The organism is Dactylosporangium maewongense (genome assembly GCF_039531485.1).
Lineage (GTDB): Bacteria > Actinomycetota > Actinomycetes > Mycobacteriales > Micromonosporaceae > Dactylosporangium > Dactylosporangium maewongense.
In genome coordinates, this window is record NZ_BAAAQD010000050.1 from 1 (window position 1) to 14,551 (window position 14,551).

Sequence of the window (14,551 nt, forward strand, 5' to 3'; positions counted from 1 at the left end):
TCTGCGAGCGCAGGCCCTCACTGATCGACAGGCCGGCCGCGTCGTCCGCGGCCCGGTTGATCCGGTAACCGGACGACAGACGCTCCAGCGACTTGCTCATCTGGCTGTCGGTCGTCGACAGGTTCCGGTAGGCGTTCTGCGCGGCGATGTTGTTGTTGATACGAAGACCCATGGTGATTCCTCCTTGATCCGGGTCGTACTGCCCGGGCCGTCCGTGGCCCGCACGGCTCTGACATCGGCGCCACCCGGATGGGCATGAGGCTTCGCCCGGACGTTTTTTTCGTCGCCGCGGCCCACGGATGGCAAGGTCATGCGCATGGGCATGTACGGGTACGTCGACGGGGTCCCCTTCTGGAAGCCGGGCACCAGCACGGCGCAGCTGTTCGCGGCGCAGGTGCGCGTCATGGAGCACCGGATCCAGCGCTCCAGCGGCATCCTCGGGCCCGAGAGCGACGAGCTGCACTTCGACCCGTTGAAGCTGCGGGAGTTCTTCGTGTTCCTGCTCAACGACTGGAACCGGCAGCACTCGCCGGCGGTCCGGGCGATGTCGCTCGGCACGCTGCAGGTCCTCGCGTCGCTCGACCAGCACCTCAACGGCCCGCTGCGGGAGCTCGGCGGCAACCCGGAGATCCGCGACGGCATGCACGTCGCGCTGCCGCCGAGCGGCCTCGAACCGGTCGCGTGGGGACCACCGACCGCGCGGGAGCTGCCGCCGTCGGTCCGCTTCGAGCTCGCGGCGATCGTGTTGGATCTTGTGCGGGGCTGGTACCAGACGATCGACGCCCGCACGGACGGCCTCGGTTGGCAGGGCGACCGGCTGCGGGAGATCGTCGACGGCTACCCGGTGCCCCTGCTGCTGCCGCCGCAGCGGATCCCACCGGACCTGATCAGCACCGATGAGGGGTACCGCCGGGTCAGCGTCATGTCGCTGTGGGACACGGTGTACGGGGTGTCACGGCTGCGCCTGCAGGTGGTGCACGACGGGCTGGGCCACCGGATCACCTGGCTCGGCTTCGGAGATCCACCCCCGAGCGTGGCATGAGGTGTTTGAATGTGTCAATGCTTGACGTAACCTGATTGTTTTTGTTGGTATGGGTGCACTTCGATGCTAAGGAGTGCACCCGTGAGAAGACTCGCCTGGATCGCGGCCGCCACCGCGATCGCGGTCGCCGTGGCCACCCCCGCGGCCGCCGCCCCGCCACCGCCCGAAGGACCCAGCTGGCACCCCGGCATCCCGCCCATCGCCACCCCGTGGACCGCGCAGGTCGGGCCCACCAACGCCCTGCCGGAGTACCCGCGGCCGCAGCTCACCCGCAACCGCTGGCAGAACCTCAACGGCGTGTGGGAGTTCGCCCGGGCCACCGTCGACCAGGCCGTGCCGGCCGGGCAGAGCCTCGGCGAGCGGGTGCTGGTGCCGTACCCGATCGAGTCGGCGCTGTCCGGGATCCAGCGGCACGAGGACCGGATGTGGTACCGGCGGACCTTCACCGTCCCGGCCGCCTGGGCGGGCCAGCGGCTGGTCCTGCACTTCGGCGCGGTCGACTACGACGCGAAGGTGTACGTCAACGGCACCCAGGTGGGCACGCACCGCGGCGGGTACGACGGCTTCGACCTCGACGTGACCGACGCGCTGGTCGGGACCGGCCCCCAGGAGCTGATCGTCTGGGCGGAGGACCTCACCGACGCGACCGGCCAGCCGATCGGCAAGCAGCGCCGGGTCAGCGACCGCGGCATCTTCTACCAGGGCAGCTCCGGCATCTGGCGGACGGTGTGGATGGAGCCCGTCCCGGCCGCGTCCATCACCTCCCTCTCGATGACGCCCTCCCTGGCGACCCAGAGCCTGGGCCTGACCGTGAACGGCACGCCCGGCCAACAGTTCGAGGCGGTCGCCCGCAACGGCAACAAGGTCGTCGGCCGGGTCACCGGCACCGTCGGCACGCCGGTCGCGGTGCCCGTGCCGAACCCGAAGCTCTGGTCGCCGGACAACCCGTTCCTGTACGACCTGCAGGTCCGGCTGACCTCCGGCGACACCGTCGGCTCCTACTTCGGCATGCGACAGATCGGCACGCTGCGCGGCGCCGACGGCAAGCTGCGGATCGCGCTCAACGGCAAGATCCTGTTCAACCTCGCCAACCTCGACCAGGGCTTCTGGCCCGACGGGCTCAACACCGCGCCCACCGATGCGGCGCTGAAGTTCGACCTCCAGCAGGACAAGGCGATGGGCTTCAACGCCGTGCGCAAGCACATCAAGGTCGAGCCCGACCGCTGGTACTACTGGGCCGACAAGCTCGGCCTGATGGTGTGGCAGGACATGCCGGCGGCCAACACCGGCCCCATCCCGGTGGAGTGGCGCGACCAGTTCGAGGCCGAGCTGCACGAGATGGTCCGCGAGCACCAGAGCTGGACGTCGATCGTGGCGTGGGTGCCCTTCAACGAGGGCTGGGGCGAGTGGGACCGCACCGCGACCGGCCGCATCGCCGACGACGTCAAGGCCCAGGACCCCTCGCGCCTCGTCAACGCGCACAGCGGCGTCAACTGCTGCAACTCCAAGGGCGACTCCGGCCGCGGTGACGTCATCGACTTCCACCAGTACCTCGGCCCGGCCTCCCCCGCGCCGAGCGGCGACCGCGTCTCGATCGACGGCGAGCACGGCGGCTTCGGCCTGAAGACGTCCAACCACATGTGGTTCGGCGACGGCGGCGCGTACGAGATGACGCCCGACAAGGCGACGCTCACCGCGAAGTACGTCGAGAACCAGAAGGCCGTCATCGCGTCGGCGAAGTCCTGCGGGATCAGCGCCTCGGTGTACACCCAGATCACCGACGTCGAGGGCGAGCTCAACGGCTTCTGGACCTACGACCGGCAGGTCGCGAAGATGGACCTCAAGCAGGTCAAGCAGATCAACCAGCAGATCATCGCCGCCGCCGACGGCTCACCGGGCAACGTGCCGCAGCCACCGCCGGGCACGCCGGGCCTGACCGGCATCGCCTACTACCCCCTCGACGGCTCTTTTGCGGATGAGGCCGGCTCCCACGACGCCACCGTGGTCGGCGGGGCGGCGTTCGTCGCGGGGCACACCGGCGACGGCGTCTCCTTCGACAACGGCTACCTCGACACCGGCGCCCCGCTGATCGACACCGCGACCGACTACACCGCCGCCGCATGGGTCAAGCTCGACCGCGTCGACGGCGCCTTCCAGACCGTCGTCAGTCAGGACGGCCCGACGAACAGCGACTTCTTCCTGCAGTACTCCGGCGCCGACCAGCGCTTCGCGATGAGCTTCGTCGGCGTCCGCGCCCTGGCCCCCACCAGGCCGAACCCGGGCCAGTGGTACCACCTCGCCGGCGTCCGCGACACCGTGAAGGGCGAGCTCCGCCTGTACGTCGACGGCCAGCTCGCCGGCACCGCCGGCGCCTGCCTCCCGCAGGCCGCCCCCACCGGCAACACCGTCATCGGCCGCGGCAAGTTCGGCGGGAACCCCGTCGACTTCCTCGACGGCACCGTCGACCAGGTCCACCTGTACGACCGTGCCCTGACCCCCGCCGAGATCCAGCAACTGTTCACCTCCGGCAACTGACACCGGTGCCGGGAGCGGGCCTTCCCGCTCCCGGCGTTTGTTCCAGCGTGCTCAGATGTGTGCCGGGACGGCGCATCGGCCCTGCGTGCGGCGTGGTTCGGTTAGCGTGGACGGGTGGGCTGGTGGCTGCTGCACGTCGACCTTGATCAGTTCATCGCGGCGGTGGAGATCCTTCGGCGGCCATCGCTGAAGGGGCTGCCCGTCGTCGTCGGCGGCGACGGGAATCCGGAGCGGCCGCGGCAGGTGGTGGCGACCGCGTCGTACGAGGCGCGCGCCCTCGGCGTCCGGTCCGGCATGCCGTTGAAGGCGGCGGCGAAGCGGTGCCCGTCGGCCGTGTTCCTGCCGTCCGACGTCGAGGCGTACCAGGCCGCATCGGTGCAGGTCATGGCGACCTTGGCGCGCTTTCCGGTGCTGCTGCAGGTGTACGGCTGGGACGAGGCCTTCCTCGGCGCCGACACCGACGAGCCGATGGTGCTCGCGGCCGACGTACGGCAGGCGGTGCTGGACGAGACCGGGCTGAGCTGCGCGGTCGGCGTCGGCGACAACAAGCTCACCGCCAAGCACGCGGCGCGGTTCGCCAAGCCCGGCGGCCTTTTCCAGCTCACAGGTTCGACGTGGCCCGACGTCATGGGTGGCCTCCCGGCGGCCGACCTGTGGGGCGTCGGCCCGAAGACCACGAAGCGGCTCACCACCATCGGCGTGCACACCGTCGCCGACCTGGCCGCCTGCGACGCCGCCCTGCTCATCGAGCACTTCGGGCAGCGCAGCGGCACGTGGCTCGCGGCGACGGCCGTCGGCACCGGCGACACCACCATCGACACGGAGCCCTGGATCGCCCGGTCCCGCAGCCGCGAGACGACGTTCCTCACGGACGTCACCGACCCGGACGAACTCGCCGGCCACGTCTCCGCGCTCGCGACTGCACTGGGCGCCTCGGTCGTCGCCGACGGTCGGCAGGTCACGCACGTGGCGGTGAAGGTCCGCTTCTCGTCCTTCTACACCCCCACCAAGGTCATGAAGCTGCGCGGCGGCCCGACCACCGACCTCGACGTGATCGCCGGGACCGCGCGGACCGTGCTGGCCAAGTTCTCCCTGCACCGCCCGGTGCGCCTGCTCGGCGTGCGCCTGGACCTGGAGCTGCCGGCTTAGAGGTCGCGGTAGTAGAAGTACATCGGCTCATCCGCCCCCGGCTCGACGTTGACGAACCCGTGCGCCTCGTAGAACCGCCGCGCGTCCGTGTCCGCCCCATCCACATGGATCTCCAACGCCTCCGCCCCACGCCCCTTCGCCACCTCACCCGCGGCGCCCAGCATCGCGCGCCCGACCCCCTGGCCGCGCAGCCCCGGCCCGACGTACAGCTCATCGAGCACGACGGCAGGCCCCTCGGACCAGACATTGACCCGGAACGACAGCACGGCAACCCCGGCGGCCGGCTCCCCGGCCAGCAACACCACCAGCTCATCCCCCACCAGCAACCGCTCAAGCCGCCCGGCAAGCACCTCAACCCCGGGCGTAGGCGTGTCGAACTCCCGGTTGAACGCATCCAGCAACCCCGCAACAACCCCAGCATCCGCCGCCGCAGCCCGCCGCACCTCCCACGTCCCCACCCCACTCATCCTGCCGCCGCCCCCCACTCCCACAACACATTTCGACGGCAACGCCTCCGGTCCGGCAACAACTGCTACCAGCCCGTCTCGCCAGGCACTTGCCGCGGGTAAACGCCTACTGCCCGGACCGGTTCGCCGGCAATCGCCCCGTGCCGGCAACAACCGCGCCCAGCCGGTGGCTCCCGGTCCGGCAACAACTGCGACCAACCAGTGGCCCCCGGTCCGGCAACAACTGCTGCCGGACCGGTTCGCCGCAGGACGGGTCAGGCGGCGACGGTGCAGACCGTGCCGTTGAGGCGGAAGGCGGACGGGAGAACGTTGGGCCCGTTGTACGCACCGACGAACCCGGTGCTGGTGGCCCCACCGCCGGCGGCGAGGGCGCCGTTCGTGTCGATGTTGGTGACCTTCACGTCGCGGCCGGTCTGGGTCCAGTTGCCGTTCCAGCTGCCGCTGACGCTCTGCCAGGCGGTGGGCCAGGTGAAGGTCAGCGTCCACCCGTTGATCGGGCTCGGCCCGGTGTTGGTGATGTCGATGTTGCCGACGTAGCCGTTGCCCCAGTCGTTGACGTCGGTGAAGCGGACGGTGCAGGCGCTCGTCGCCGGGCTCGTCGTCGTGAACGTCAGCGGCGGCGACGACCAGGAGACCTTGCCCGCGGTGTCGCGGGTGACCACGTTGACGGTGTACCGCGCGCCGGGGTTCAGGTTGTACACCGGCAGCGACGTGCCGGACGTCTCGCCGAGCTGCTCGCTGATGGCGCCGTTCTGGCGGTACACCTCGTACTTGGCGATCGGGCTGCTGCCCGCGGGCGCCGCCGGCCACGCGATGGTCGCGGTGTTCGCGCCGATGGCGGTCGTCGTGGGCTGGCCGGGTGCCTTCGGCGCGCCGGTCGTGGACGACGACGGGTGGAGCACGAGCAGCGTCAGCGAATACGGCGCGATCGTCTGCGCCGCCGCCGTGCCCGCCGTCGCGGTCGACGGGGCGCTGTCACCGTTGCGGAACGTCGTGACCGCCGGCGCGCCCGATGCGGCGGACCAGCCGGAGTACTTGAGGCTGACGGACCGCGCGTTGTCGGGGTCCTTGTTGATGAGCAGGACGGCGAGGTCCCCGTTGGGGCGGCGGGCGGCGTGGGCGGCCACGAGCGGGTCCCCGGTGGCGGCGCGGACGAGCTGGTCACCCGGGCGGACGAACGACTTCATGACGCTCAGCGCGTGATACGGCGCGAACGGCGTGTTCATCGCCGGCTCGCACACGGTGCCGCCGGTCTGGCAGCCGCCGCTGGACAGCAGGCCGAAGTCGCCGTAGTCGGTCTGCCCGGCGACGGTGGAGACGGTGCCGATGCCGTTGTGCACGTTCCACCACTGGATGGTGAAGACCCCGTTGGCGAGGAGGCTGCTGTACGCGTCGGCGAGGAACAGCGCTCCCGGCTGCGTGTTCTGGCCGACGCCCACGTTCAGCTCGGTGAAGCTGACCTTGATGCGGCCGGCGCCGGTACCTGCGTAGCGGGCGATCTGCTGCCGCGTCAGGTACATGATGTCGTCGATCTGCTCGGTCTTGGTCAGGGACTCCGCGGCGGTGCCGCCGCCCGGATACCAGTGCAGGTCCACGAAGTCGATCGACGGCCCGGCGACGGACAGCACGACCTGGTTCCACGTGCCGGCGTCGCCCGAGCCGACCAGCCCGTCGGGCCAGTTGCCCGGCGTGGTCAGCACCGCGCCGATCTTGATGGTCGGGTCGACGGCCTTCATCGCCGCGGCGAACGCGACCACGCCCTCCGCATACGCCCGCGGGCTCTTGTCGGCGTGGTTGTCCGCCTCCCACGCGGAGCCGTAGTGGCCGTTGCCGTAGTTCTCGTTGCCGATCGTCCAGTACTTCGCGCCGTAACCCTTGGTCACGTTGGCGTAGCGGACCCAGTCGGCGGCTTCCTCGGCGGTACCCGTGCCGTAGTTCGCGATGATCATCGGCTGGGCGTTGATGCGGCGGACCGAGCCCATGAACGTGTCGAAGTCGGTGTTCGGCGCCACGTAACCGCCGGGCGCGGTGTGGTCGCGCCAGTGGTAGATGTCGGCATACGAGCCGCCCGGATACCGCAGCATCTGCACGCCGGCGGCGCCGAGCAGGTCGGACACCGCGGTGGTGCCGAGCTCGGCGTCCCAGATCGCGTCGTTGACGCCGAGCGCGGTGTCGGGGACGGTCGCGAGGCCTGCCTTGGCGTTGACGGTGACGGTGGTGGCGACGGGGTCGGCGGCCATGGCGGCCCCCGGAACGGCGACCGCTGGAACGGCCGCGAGCAGCAGCGCCGCGCCCATCACGGCGCCGCGGCGAATTCCGATCTTCATGACGGTCCAATCGGAGAGCATGGATGGAAGCGCTCCCATGCTGGGGATGCCCCGGGACCATGTCAAGCGCTTCGACAGCGCTGACCTCGTGACCATGGCCGTGTCCTACTCGGTCCGCGAACGTTCCACGGACGCCAGGTAGTCCGCCACCACCCATTGCTCGTTGTGCTCCGCCCAGCCCCGTGCCGTGGCGTGGAACGACGGATCCGTCCGCCCCGGGTCGGCGCCCAGCTCGACCAGCGCCCGCACCGTGTCGAGGTGCCCGTGGTACGCCGCCTCGTGCAGCGCCAACGTGCCCCTGAACTCGAACCCCAGCTCCGCCATCAGCCGCACCGCGCCCGTCCTGCCGAGCTTCGCCGCGGCGACGAGATGGTGCGGCTTCGCCGCGATCGCCAGCTCCGCCGTCCGCCGATCACCGGTCGCGGCCGCGTCACCGCGCATGCAGGCGCCCAGAAACCGCAGCACCGGGTCCCCGTCGCCCCCGAACAGCTCCGCCACGTCGGCATTGCCGTACAACACGGCCGTCGAGAACGCGTCGAGCCCCTGGAACACGGGATGCCTGGTGCCCAGGCCCCGCGGATCGGCGCCGTGCCGCACCAGGAGCCGCGCGCGCTCGACCGCCCCATGCTGCGCCGCCTTGATCAGCTCGTCCTGCAGCAGCTGCGCAGGCGTGGGGTGGGTCGGCCCGAGCCGCCGGTGCCACACCCCGCCGTCACCACGCCCGAGCCCGTGCCGCAGCAGCACGGGAAGGTGCGAGTCATCGTCTTGGTGGAGGCCGCGGTTGTACAGCGTCTGACTGTCATTCGCGTCGGCTCCCGCCTCGAGCAGCAGCTCCGCCAGCGCCGGCCCGTCCCGGTGCGCGGGCTGACCGCCCTCGCCGCCGCCGAACACCCCCGCCAGCACCGTGAACGGCGACGTCAACCCGTCCCACAGGAACCCCGCGGCCGGGTCGGCGCCGCGCTCCAGCAGCAGCCGCGCGACCTCCACTGTGGAGTGCCCCGCCGCCGTGCTGTCGATGCGCGAATACGCCAGATACAGCAGCGGCTCCCACTTGTGCGGGCCGCCCTGCCGATCCGCCGCGCCGGGATCTGCGTCGAGGATCCGCCGTGCCGCCGCGGCGTCCCCGACCGCCGCGGCGGTGTAGATGGAGTGCCCGGCCAGCTCGGGCCGCTCGTCGAGCATCTGCCGCGCCCGCGCCCACCGCCGCGGGTCGTCGCCGCCATAGGTCAGGCAGGCGAGCACCAGGAACTCGTCCGCCGCGCCGGCGGGCCTCTGCTGGTGCGGCGATCGGGCGAACCTGCCGATCACGTCCAGCGTCGCCCGCAGCGCCGGCCAGCTCACGAACCCGCAGGACCGCGCGACCACCAGCTGCGCGTCGGCCCGCTTGACGGTCTCGGGCCGCACGTCGCGGTGCCTGGGATGGAACTCCCGCAACAGCTCCAGCGCCTGCGGATCACTTTCACGCACGCGCCGCTGGAGCGCCTTGGCCTGGTTGCGGAGCTGCTCGACGTCGGGTTGATCGGGAAGACGACGGGTCGGCACGACTGCCTCCTTGTCCGTGCGCCTGGTGTCCGCAAACTCAGGCCGGAAAGGAGGTGATGCCGGCACTGCCTCGATCTACCAGGTGGGCTTCGCCCTTCGCGCGGACTGCTGGCGCCCCGAGCGCCGACCCCAAGGTTAGACGACTTCACCCGCCGCGGTCACCCGCGACGCCGCAATGCAACTCTCGGTGGTTGAGTTGGTGGCGGTGGGTGACAGTTGGCGACGCCGCTGGACGCGGGATCGTGCGACCCCGACGATGGAGTGCAGCGCCTACCGGGGGGAGGCAGCCCATGCGATCCGCTTTGACAGCAACAGATTCCGCCTCGTCGGCGCCGTTCGGCTCGGACGAGTGGATGGCAGCTCGCCGCGCCGCGCAGGCCGCAGCCTCCGACCGGCGGTGCGAGGAGAAGCGGCGGGTGAGGGCGGAGTTCGCCGAGGCTCGCGCGCATGGGCTGGCGGCCCGCCACGCAGCGAAGCTGACGAGGCTCCGCAACGCTCGCATCCTGACAGAGGCGGCACCGCCGACCGCCACGGCACCGTGCGGCGGACGCGCCGACGGCGGCCGCCCGGGTCATGGTGAGCCGGTCGACGATCCAGCACCCGCCGGCGCACCGCCTTCGCCAGGGCCGCTCGCACCTGGACCACCCACACCTGAACCGCTCGTGACTGAAGCGCCCACGGCTGGACTGCCGACCAGGTCCTCGCCCGTCACCGAGAGCTCGACAGTCGCTGAGCACGAGCGGGCAGACACAGCGGCGGTCGAACCCGTGAACGCCGAAGCTCACGAGGTTGCGGGCGGCATGGGCTCCGAGCGAGCGGGGCGACAGGCGAGTGGGCGCGCTTCGACGTCGGGCTGTCGAGCGCTCTGTCGACCCGCGCGACGACCCGTCCCGTGGGGGTGCGCGTCGGCGGTACCTATTGGGCAGGCGCCGCGGGTTCAGCGTCGGAGGCCGGCGGGGCGTGCTCCACCTTGGACGACCCGTGAGGGTGCTGGCAGCATTTAGGAACGTTCGTTCTTGACTGATCGTTCCTTTACTCGTACCGTCTGAGGGGTGGGGCGACCGAGAGGCTTTGACGAAGAGGTGGTCACGCGGGCGGCGGTGCGGCTGTTCGCGGGACGGGCCTACGACGGGTTGTCCGTGGATGACCTGGTCAATGGGTTGGGGGTGCATCGGAACAGCCTGTACAAGACGTTCGGCAGCAAGCGGGGGCTCTATCTGACCGCGTTGCGGTGGTATCTCGAGCACGAGTTTGAGCCGGCGCTCGCGGCCATCGAGAAGCTGGCCCCGAAGGGCGGCGGCCGGGATGCCTCGCTCATCGAGGGGGGCGTGCTGGATCTGTTGCTGCTGGCTGCCGTTGAGCAGGCGCCGGGTGATGCAGAGGTCGCCGGGCTGATCAGGGGTGCGCTCGCCCGGCTGGATGACGCCGTTGGAGTGGAGCGGGCCACGGAGCTGCTGGGGCTGCGGCTGCGGGCCCGGGCCGGTCAAGAAGCCTCGGCCGATTGAGAAGTCCTGGCCGGTCCAGAAGGGCCCGGCGGTCAGAGAAGCTAAGGAGTGATGGGGATGGCGACGGTCAGTATCGATTCGGGGAACCTCGTTGTCGAGATGGAAGGGCTGGACAAGCTCTGGGCGCTCAAGAGCAGGCTGGAGATTCCGCTGGCGAACGTGCGGGGGGCCACGGCGGACCCGGGAATGGTGCGGCAGCCGAAAGGGATCAGGACGGCTGGGACGCACCTCCCGAATGTGATCACGGCGGGGACGTTTCGCCTTGACGGGGAGAAGGTGTTCTGGGATGTGCGGGACGCGGAGAAGGCCATTGTCGTGGAGCTCGCCGACGAGCGGTATGCGCGGTTGGTGATCCAGGTCGACGATCCGCGCAGTGCCGTTGACCTCATCGAACGGTCCGTCAAGCGGTGAACGAGGCAGTGAGGAAACGGGCGGTTAGGACTGTGGCGAGGGGGTAGTCGGCGGATCGGTACACGACTGAACGACAACCGCACGGGGCGACCGATGACAGTGAAGAAAACGCTGACCTACGCCGCTTGGGCATTCCTCATCTACTTCATCGCGTTCCGGCCGCAGGCGGCGGCGAGCGTCGCCCAAGGGCTCCTGGGGCTGATCGGTGCGCTGGGCAAGGGGTTCGGGGACTTCTTCAGCAAACTGGTGACCTGAGCTACGGATAGGGTCGGTGAATGGCGTACCGGTTGCAGCGGCGGCTCGTCGACGAGTTCGCGGCATGGGGGTCGGAAGACGAGGCTGAGCGGGACCGGATTGCGGTGTTGTTGCGGGTGCGGGCCGAGCGGCTGGAGCGGCCCGACCCGACCCGGTGGCGCAGCGGGGACGTGCACGACCTGCTCATGAACGCCGTCGTGTCCCGGCAGGTCGACGCGTGGGGGCTGGCCGAGCACGGGGTCGGCACGGTGCGGGAGTTCCTGCGGTTCCTCGACGCCACGGACCGGCTGCACCCGGCGAGTGCCAAGCCCGCCGCGCTGCTCAAGGAGGCGGACCGGCTCACGGCGAAGTTCCCGGCCGCGATGGCCGACACGAACCGGTGGGAACTGGCGAAGCGGATCTTCACCGCGATGCTCCGGGACGGCGTCAGGCCCGACGGGGACCCGGCGGAGATCGACGCGTGGGCGGCGAAGTTCAGTGCGCGGCAGCCTGAGGAGCGCCGGGAGGTGCTCGGGCGGCTGATGGAGGAGCGTGAGGGGTACGCCACCGGCCACGTCACCATCGACGGCGGCACCGTCACGATGAGCACCCGCCCTCCGCAGCGGACAACGACGACCGCGCCGGACCAGACGAACGCGTCGGCGAAGACGAGCGAACCGGCGAAGACGAACGCACCGCAGCAGACGAAGGAACCGGAGAAGCCGGAACAGCTCAAGGTCGAGCCGCCGTACGAGCAGGTCAGGGACAGCGCGCTGCTGCGGGACCTTGCCGCGCTCGCCGGCTGGGTCGGGGTCGACGGCCGGCCGCTCGACGACCGGGGTGAGCTGCGCAAGGCCGACCGGCCCGCGCTGCTCGCGGTGCTCGGCCACCAGAGCACGGCCGAGCCGATCCTGACGCCGCTGTGGCTGCTCGCGATCGAGTTCGACGTCATCCAGCTGCGCCGCACCAGGGTCGTCCGCGGACCTGGGGCGGCCCTGGTCGACGATGTCCTGGCCGGGAAGACACAGCCGCAGGAAGCGCTCGACCTGTGGGTAGACCTCGCCGACGCGCTCATCCACCCGATCACCCCGCTGCACTCGGAGAAGGGCACCGCGCAGCTGCGCCAGTGGATCGACCCGTGGACCCCGCTGTTCCTCGACCAGCTGGCCGTACAACAGGGAAAGGCCGAATTGGAGAAGCTCACCGACCAGCTGATCCACGAGCACGGGAGCCGCCTTCCGGCCAGGGATCCCGACCTGTTCGCCGGCATCGCCGCCACCGCCGTCCGCAACACCCTCGCGTCCCTCGCCCGCCACGGCGCCGTCGCGGTCGCCGGGTTCGCGGACGACCCGGAAGCGGCCGCCGAGGCCGCCGCCATGTGGGGCACCGCGCCGTGGGCGGTGCATCCGGAGCCCGGCGTCACCGTCGAGCTGACGGACCTGGGAAGGTGCCTGCTGTCGTTAAACTCGGCCGCGGCAGGGCCGTAGCGCAGAGGTGGTCGCGTCCGTCTCATAGTCGGAAGGACGCCGGTTCGAATCCGGTCGGCACTGCCTGCAAACAGGAGGGCGGGCCGTGGTGCTGGGGTGGATGGTCGAGCGGGCGACCGAGCGGCGGCTCGCCGGCGACTGGCACGGCGCGTGCCAGACCGCGGGCGTCGACGTCGACGTGGACCTGCCCGCGATCAGCAACGCCCATGGCAAAGAGGTCGCCGGGCGGATCGAGGACGACCTGCGCCACCTCGTGCCCGACCTGCTGCGCTGGCACCTGCCGCAACGCCCCGGCGACGGCCTGCTGCGCACCGGACTCTGCCTGCCCCTGGCGATGTTCCCCGACGCGTACGCGCTGGTCGCAAGGCCGCCGGGAAACCTCGACGAGCCGCAGCGGATCCGGTTGGCGTTCGAGCGCCTCGACGCCACCGCGCCCGGCAAGCGCGACCATTCGCTGCTGCTGCTCCGCGACCGCTGGGACTCCCGGTGTACGGGCCAGCTGATGCGACGCTGCGGCGGCACGACCCACCTGCCGTTCTTCACCGCCACCGGCGAGCGTAGGGCAACACAGCCGGAAACCGTTGCCGAGCGGGCGATACGGCTGGACGACGAGGGCCGGCACGCCGAGGCATGGGCGGCGGCCGGGTTCGAGCTCCAGGTCCTGCTGTTCGACCCGGGATGGGGCCGGGAGCGCATCGACCCGGCGGCGTTCGCGCCCGGCCGCACCGGCGACGAACTGCGGACCAGCAGGCAGACCGTCGTCGAGCAGTCGCTCACCCGGCTGCGGCCGGTGCACACGACGCTGCCCGAGGCGGCCCGCCGCGTAGCCGAATACATGACGAACCTGCGCCACGCAGCACCGCTGGAGCAAGACAAGAGCAGCCAACCAAGGTACTGGGGTCCCCAAGGAGAACCGCCGCGGCCCGACCCGATGCCGACCGACGTCGACGAGCACTGCGGCCTCGTCCGGATCGACCGCCCCGGGCGCTGCCTCGTCCTGGACCGCCTCGACACGCCGCGCCCCCGCGCCCGGCTGGTCGCCGCCGTGCCGTACGGGCAGGCCGACGACGACCGGAAGCGCGCGGAGGTCGCCGAGTTCGGCCTGGAGCTGGCCCGCGTGCCGCGGCTGCCGTCCGTGCTGTCCCGCCGCCCGGACGAGCTGACCGGGCTGCTGCGCGGGTCGCTGCGCCCCGACCAGCTGCATCCGCTGGTCCACGAGGCGTTGTTCCCGGCCGGTACGACGCCCGCACCGCCAACGGTCCGCATCAAGGACCGCGTGCGGATCTACTGCACCGGGACGATCCACGAGGTGGTGCTGCGCGACGGCGCCATCCAGATCCAGGACTCGCCGGCCGAGATCCAGCGCGAGCGGGCGATGCGCGCGTTCGGCGGCCCGGTCCGCGGCTGCGTCGCCGCCCAGGAGGGCTGGCGGGACCCGGCGGTGCGGATGCCGAGCCAGATGCGCGGCCTGCGCCGCGACCTCATGCGGCTCGTCCACCTCGGCGACGGCCCGGCGGTGGCGGCCGCCCTGGACTCCGGCATCGACCCGCACGTCCGCGACGAGCGGGGCCGCACGCTGCTGCACCTGCTGCCGTGGCTGTTCGACGCCGACCTGGCGATCCTGACCCGGCTGCTGGCCGCCGGCCTGGACGTCGACGCACGCGACGTGAACGGCGAGACGCCCCTGCACCCGGCCGTCGCCTACGGCAGCCCGGCGCTGGTGCGGGCGCTGCTCGACGCGGGCGCCGACCCGAAGGCCCGCTCGGAGCGGCCGTTCCAGCGCATGGCCATCTGGACCGGCCGCCGCGACCTCGATTTCCTGCGCACCCTGAACCGCTGATGGCGCACCCTG

Annotated in this window: 12 protein-coding genes and 1 tRNA gene; 9 read left to right on the plus strand and 4 right to left on the minus strand. The window is 71.2% G+C overall.

All coding sequences use genetic code 11. The features are described from left to right. The coding region (locus ABD332_RS56475; protein ID WP_486303848.1) for a flagellin N-terminal helical domain-containing protein at positions 1-172 on the minus strand (172 nt) is incomplete at its 3' end. 144 nt (positions 173-316) lie between these two features. Between ABD332_RS56475 and ABD332_RS56480 the strand changes: the two genes are divergently transcribed. The 3 genes from ABD332_RS56480 to ABD332_RS56490 all read left to right on the plus strand — a co-directional run bounded on the left by ABD332_RS56480 (position 317) and on the right by ABD332_RS56490 (position 4,726). After that, positions 317-1,042, plus strand: a complete 726-nt coding sequence (locus ABD332_RS56480; protein ID WP_344514832.1) for a DUF6086 family protein — start codon at positions 317-319, stop codon at positions 1,040-1,042. Positions 1,043-1,123: 81 nt separating this feature from the next. Beyond that, entirely contained in the window at positions 1,124-3,577 is a 2,454-nt protein-coding gene (locus ABD332_RS56485) for a LamG-like jellyroll fold domain-containing protein (protein ID WP_344514834.1), read from the plus strand. Positions 3,578-3,691: 114 nt separating this feature from the next. Next, on the plus strand, positions 3,692-4,726 hold the full coding sequence (locus ABD332_RS56490; RefSeq protein WP_344514836.1) for a DNA polymerase IV: 1,035 nt from the start codon (positions 3,692-3,694) through the stop codon (positions 4,724-4,726). Here the strand turns inward: ABD332_RS56490 and ABD332_RS56495 are convergent. The 3 genes from ABD332_RS56495 to ABD332_RS56505 form a co-directional block, all read right to left on the minus strand. Beyond that, positions 4,723-5,184: a GNAT family N-acetyltransferase gene (locus ABD332_RS56495; protein ID WP_344514838.1), complete on the minus strand. Its 462-nt coding sequence runs from the start codon at positions 5,182-5,184 to the stop codon at positions 4,723-4,725. The two genes, ABD332_RS56490 and ABD332_RS56495, sit on opposite strands and share 4 nt — an antisense overlap. Positions 5,185-5,447: 263 nt before the next feature. Beyond that, the gene (locus ABD332_RS56500) at positions 5,448-7,520 is read right to left on the minus strand and encodes a cellulose binding domain-containing protein (protein ID WP_344514840.1); all 2,073 of its coding nucleotides are present in this window, start codon (positions 7,518-7,520) and stop codon (positions 5,448-5,450) included. A gap of 105 nt (positions 7,521-7,625) precedes the next feature. After that, positions 7,626-9,062 (minus strand): ankyrin repeat domain-containing protein, encoded by a 1,437-nt coding sequence (locus ABD332_RS56505; RefSeq protein WP_344514842.1) that lies wholly within the window; start codon positions 9,060-9,062, stop codon positions 7,626-7,628. Between the two features lie 1,052 nt (positions 9,063-10,114). Here ABD332_RS56505 and ABD332_RS56510 point away from each other — a divergent pair. The 6 genes from ABD332_RS56510 to ABD332_RS56535 all read left to right on the plus strand — a co-directional run bounded on the left by ABD332_RS56510 (position 10,115) and on the right by ABD332_RS56535 (position 14,539). After that, a complete protein-coding gene (locus ABD332_RS56510; protein ID WP_344514844.1) occupies positions 10,115-10,567 on the plus strand; it encodes a TetR/AcrR family transcriptional regulator in 453 nt (150 codons plus the stop codon). Positions 10,568-10,624: 57 nt separating this feature from the next. Further along, complete coding sequence (locus ABD332_RS56515) at positions 10,625-10,978, plus strand: hypothetical protein (protein WP_344514846.1); 354 nt, start codon at positions 10,625-10,627, stop codon at positions 10,976-10,978. Positions 10,979-11,071: 93 nt separating this feature from the next. Continuing rightward, positions 11,072-11,233 carry a hypothetical protein gene (locus tag ABD332_RS56520; protein WP_344514848.1) on the plus strand — a complete coding sequence of 54 codons (162 nt, stop codon included), beginning with the start codon at positions 11,072-11,074 and terminating at the stop codon, positions 11,231-11,233. A gap of 20 nt (positions 11,234-11,253) precedes the next feature. Next, positions 11,254-12,699 (plus strand): hypothetical protein, encoded by a 1,446-nt coding sequence (locus tag ABD332_RS56525; RefSeq protein ID WP_344514850.1) that lies wholly within the window; start codon positions 11,254-11,256, stop codon positions 12,697-12,699. Next, a tRNA-Met gene (locus tag ABD332_RS56530) sits at positions 12,690-12,762 on the plus strand. The genes ABD332_RS56525 and ABD332_RS56530 overlap by 10 nt, the downstream gene beginning before the upstream one ends. 22 nt (positions 12,763-12,784) lie before the next feature. Then, on the plus strand, positions 12,785-14,539 hold the full coding sequence (locus ABD332_RS56535) for an ankyrin repeat domain-containing protein (RefSeq protein ID WP_344514852.1): 1,755 nt from the start codon (positions 12,785-12,787) through the stop codon (positions 14,537-14,539). Positions 14,540-14,551: the final 12 nt, after the last annotated feature.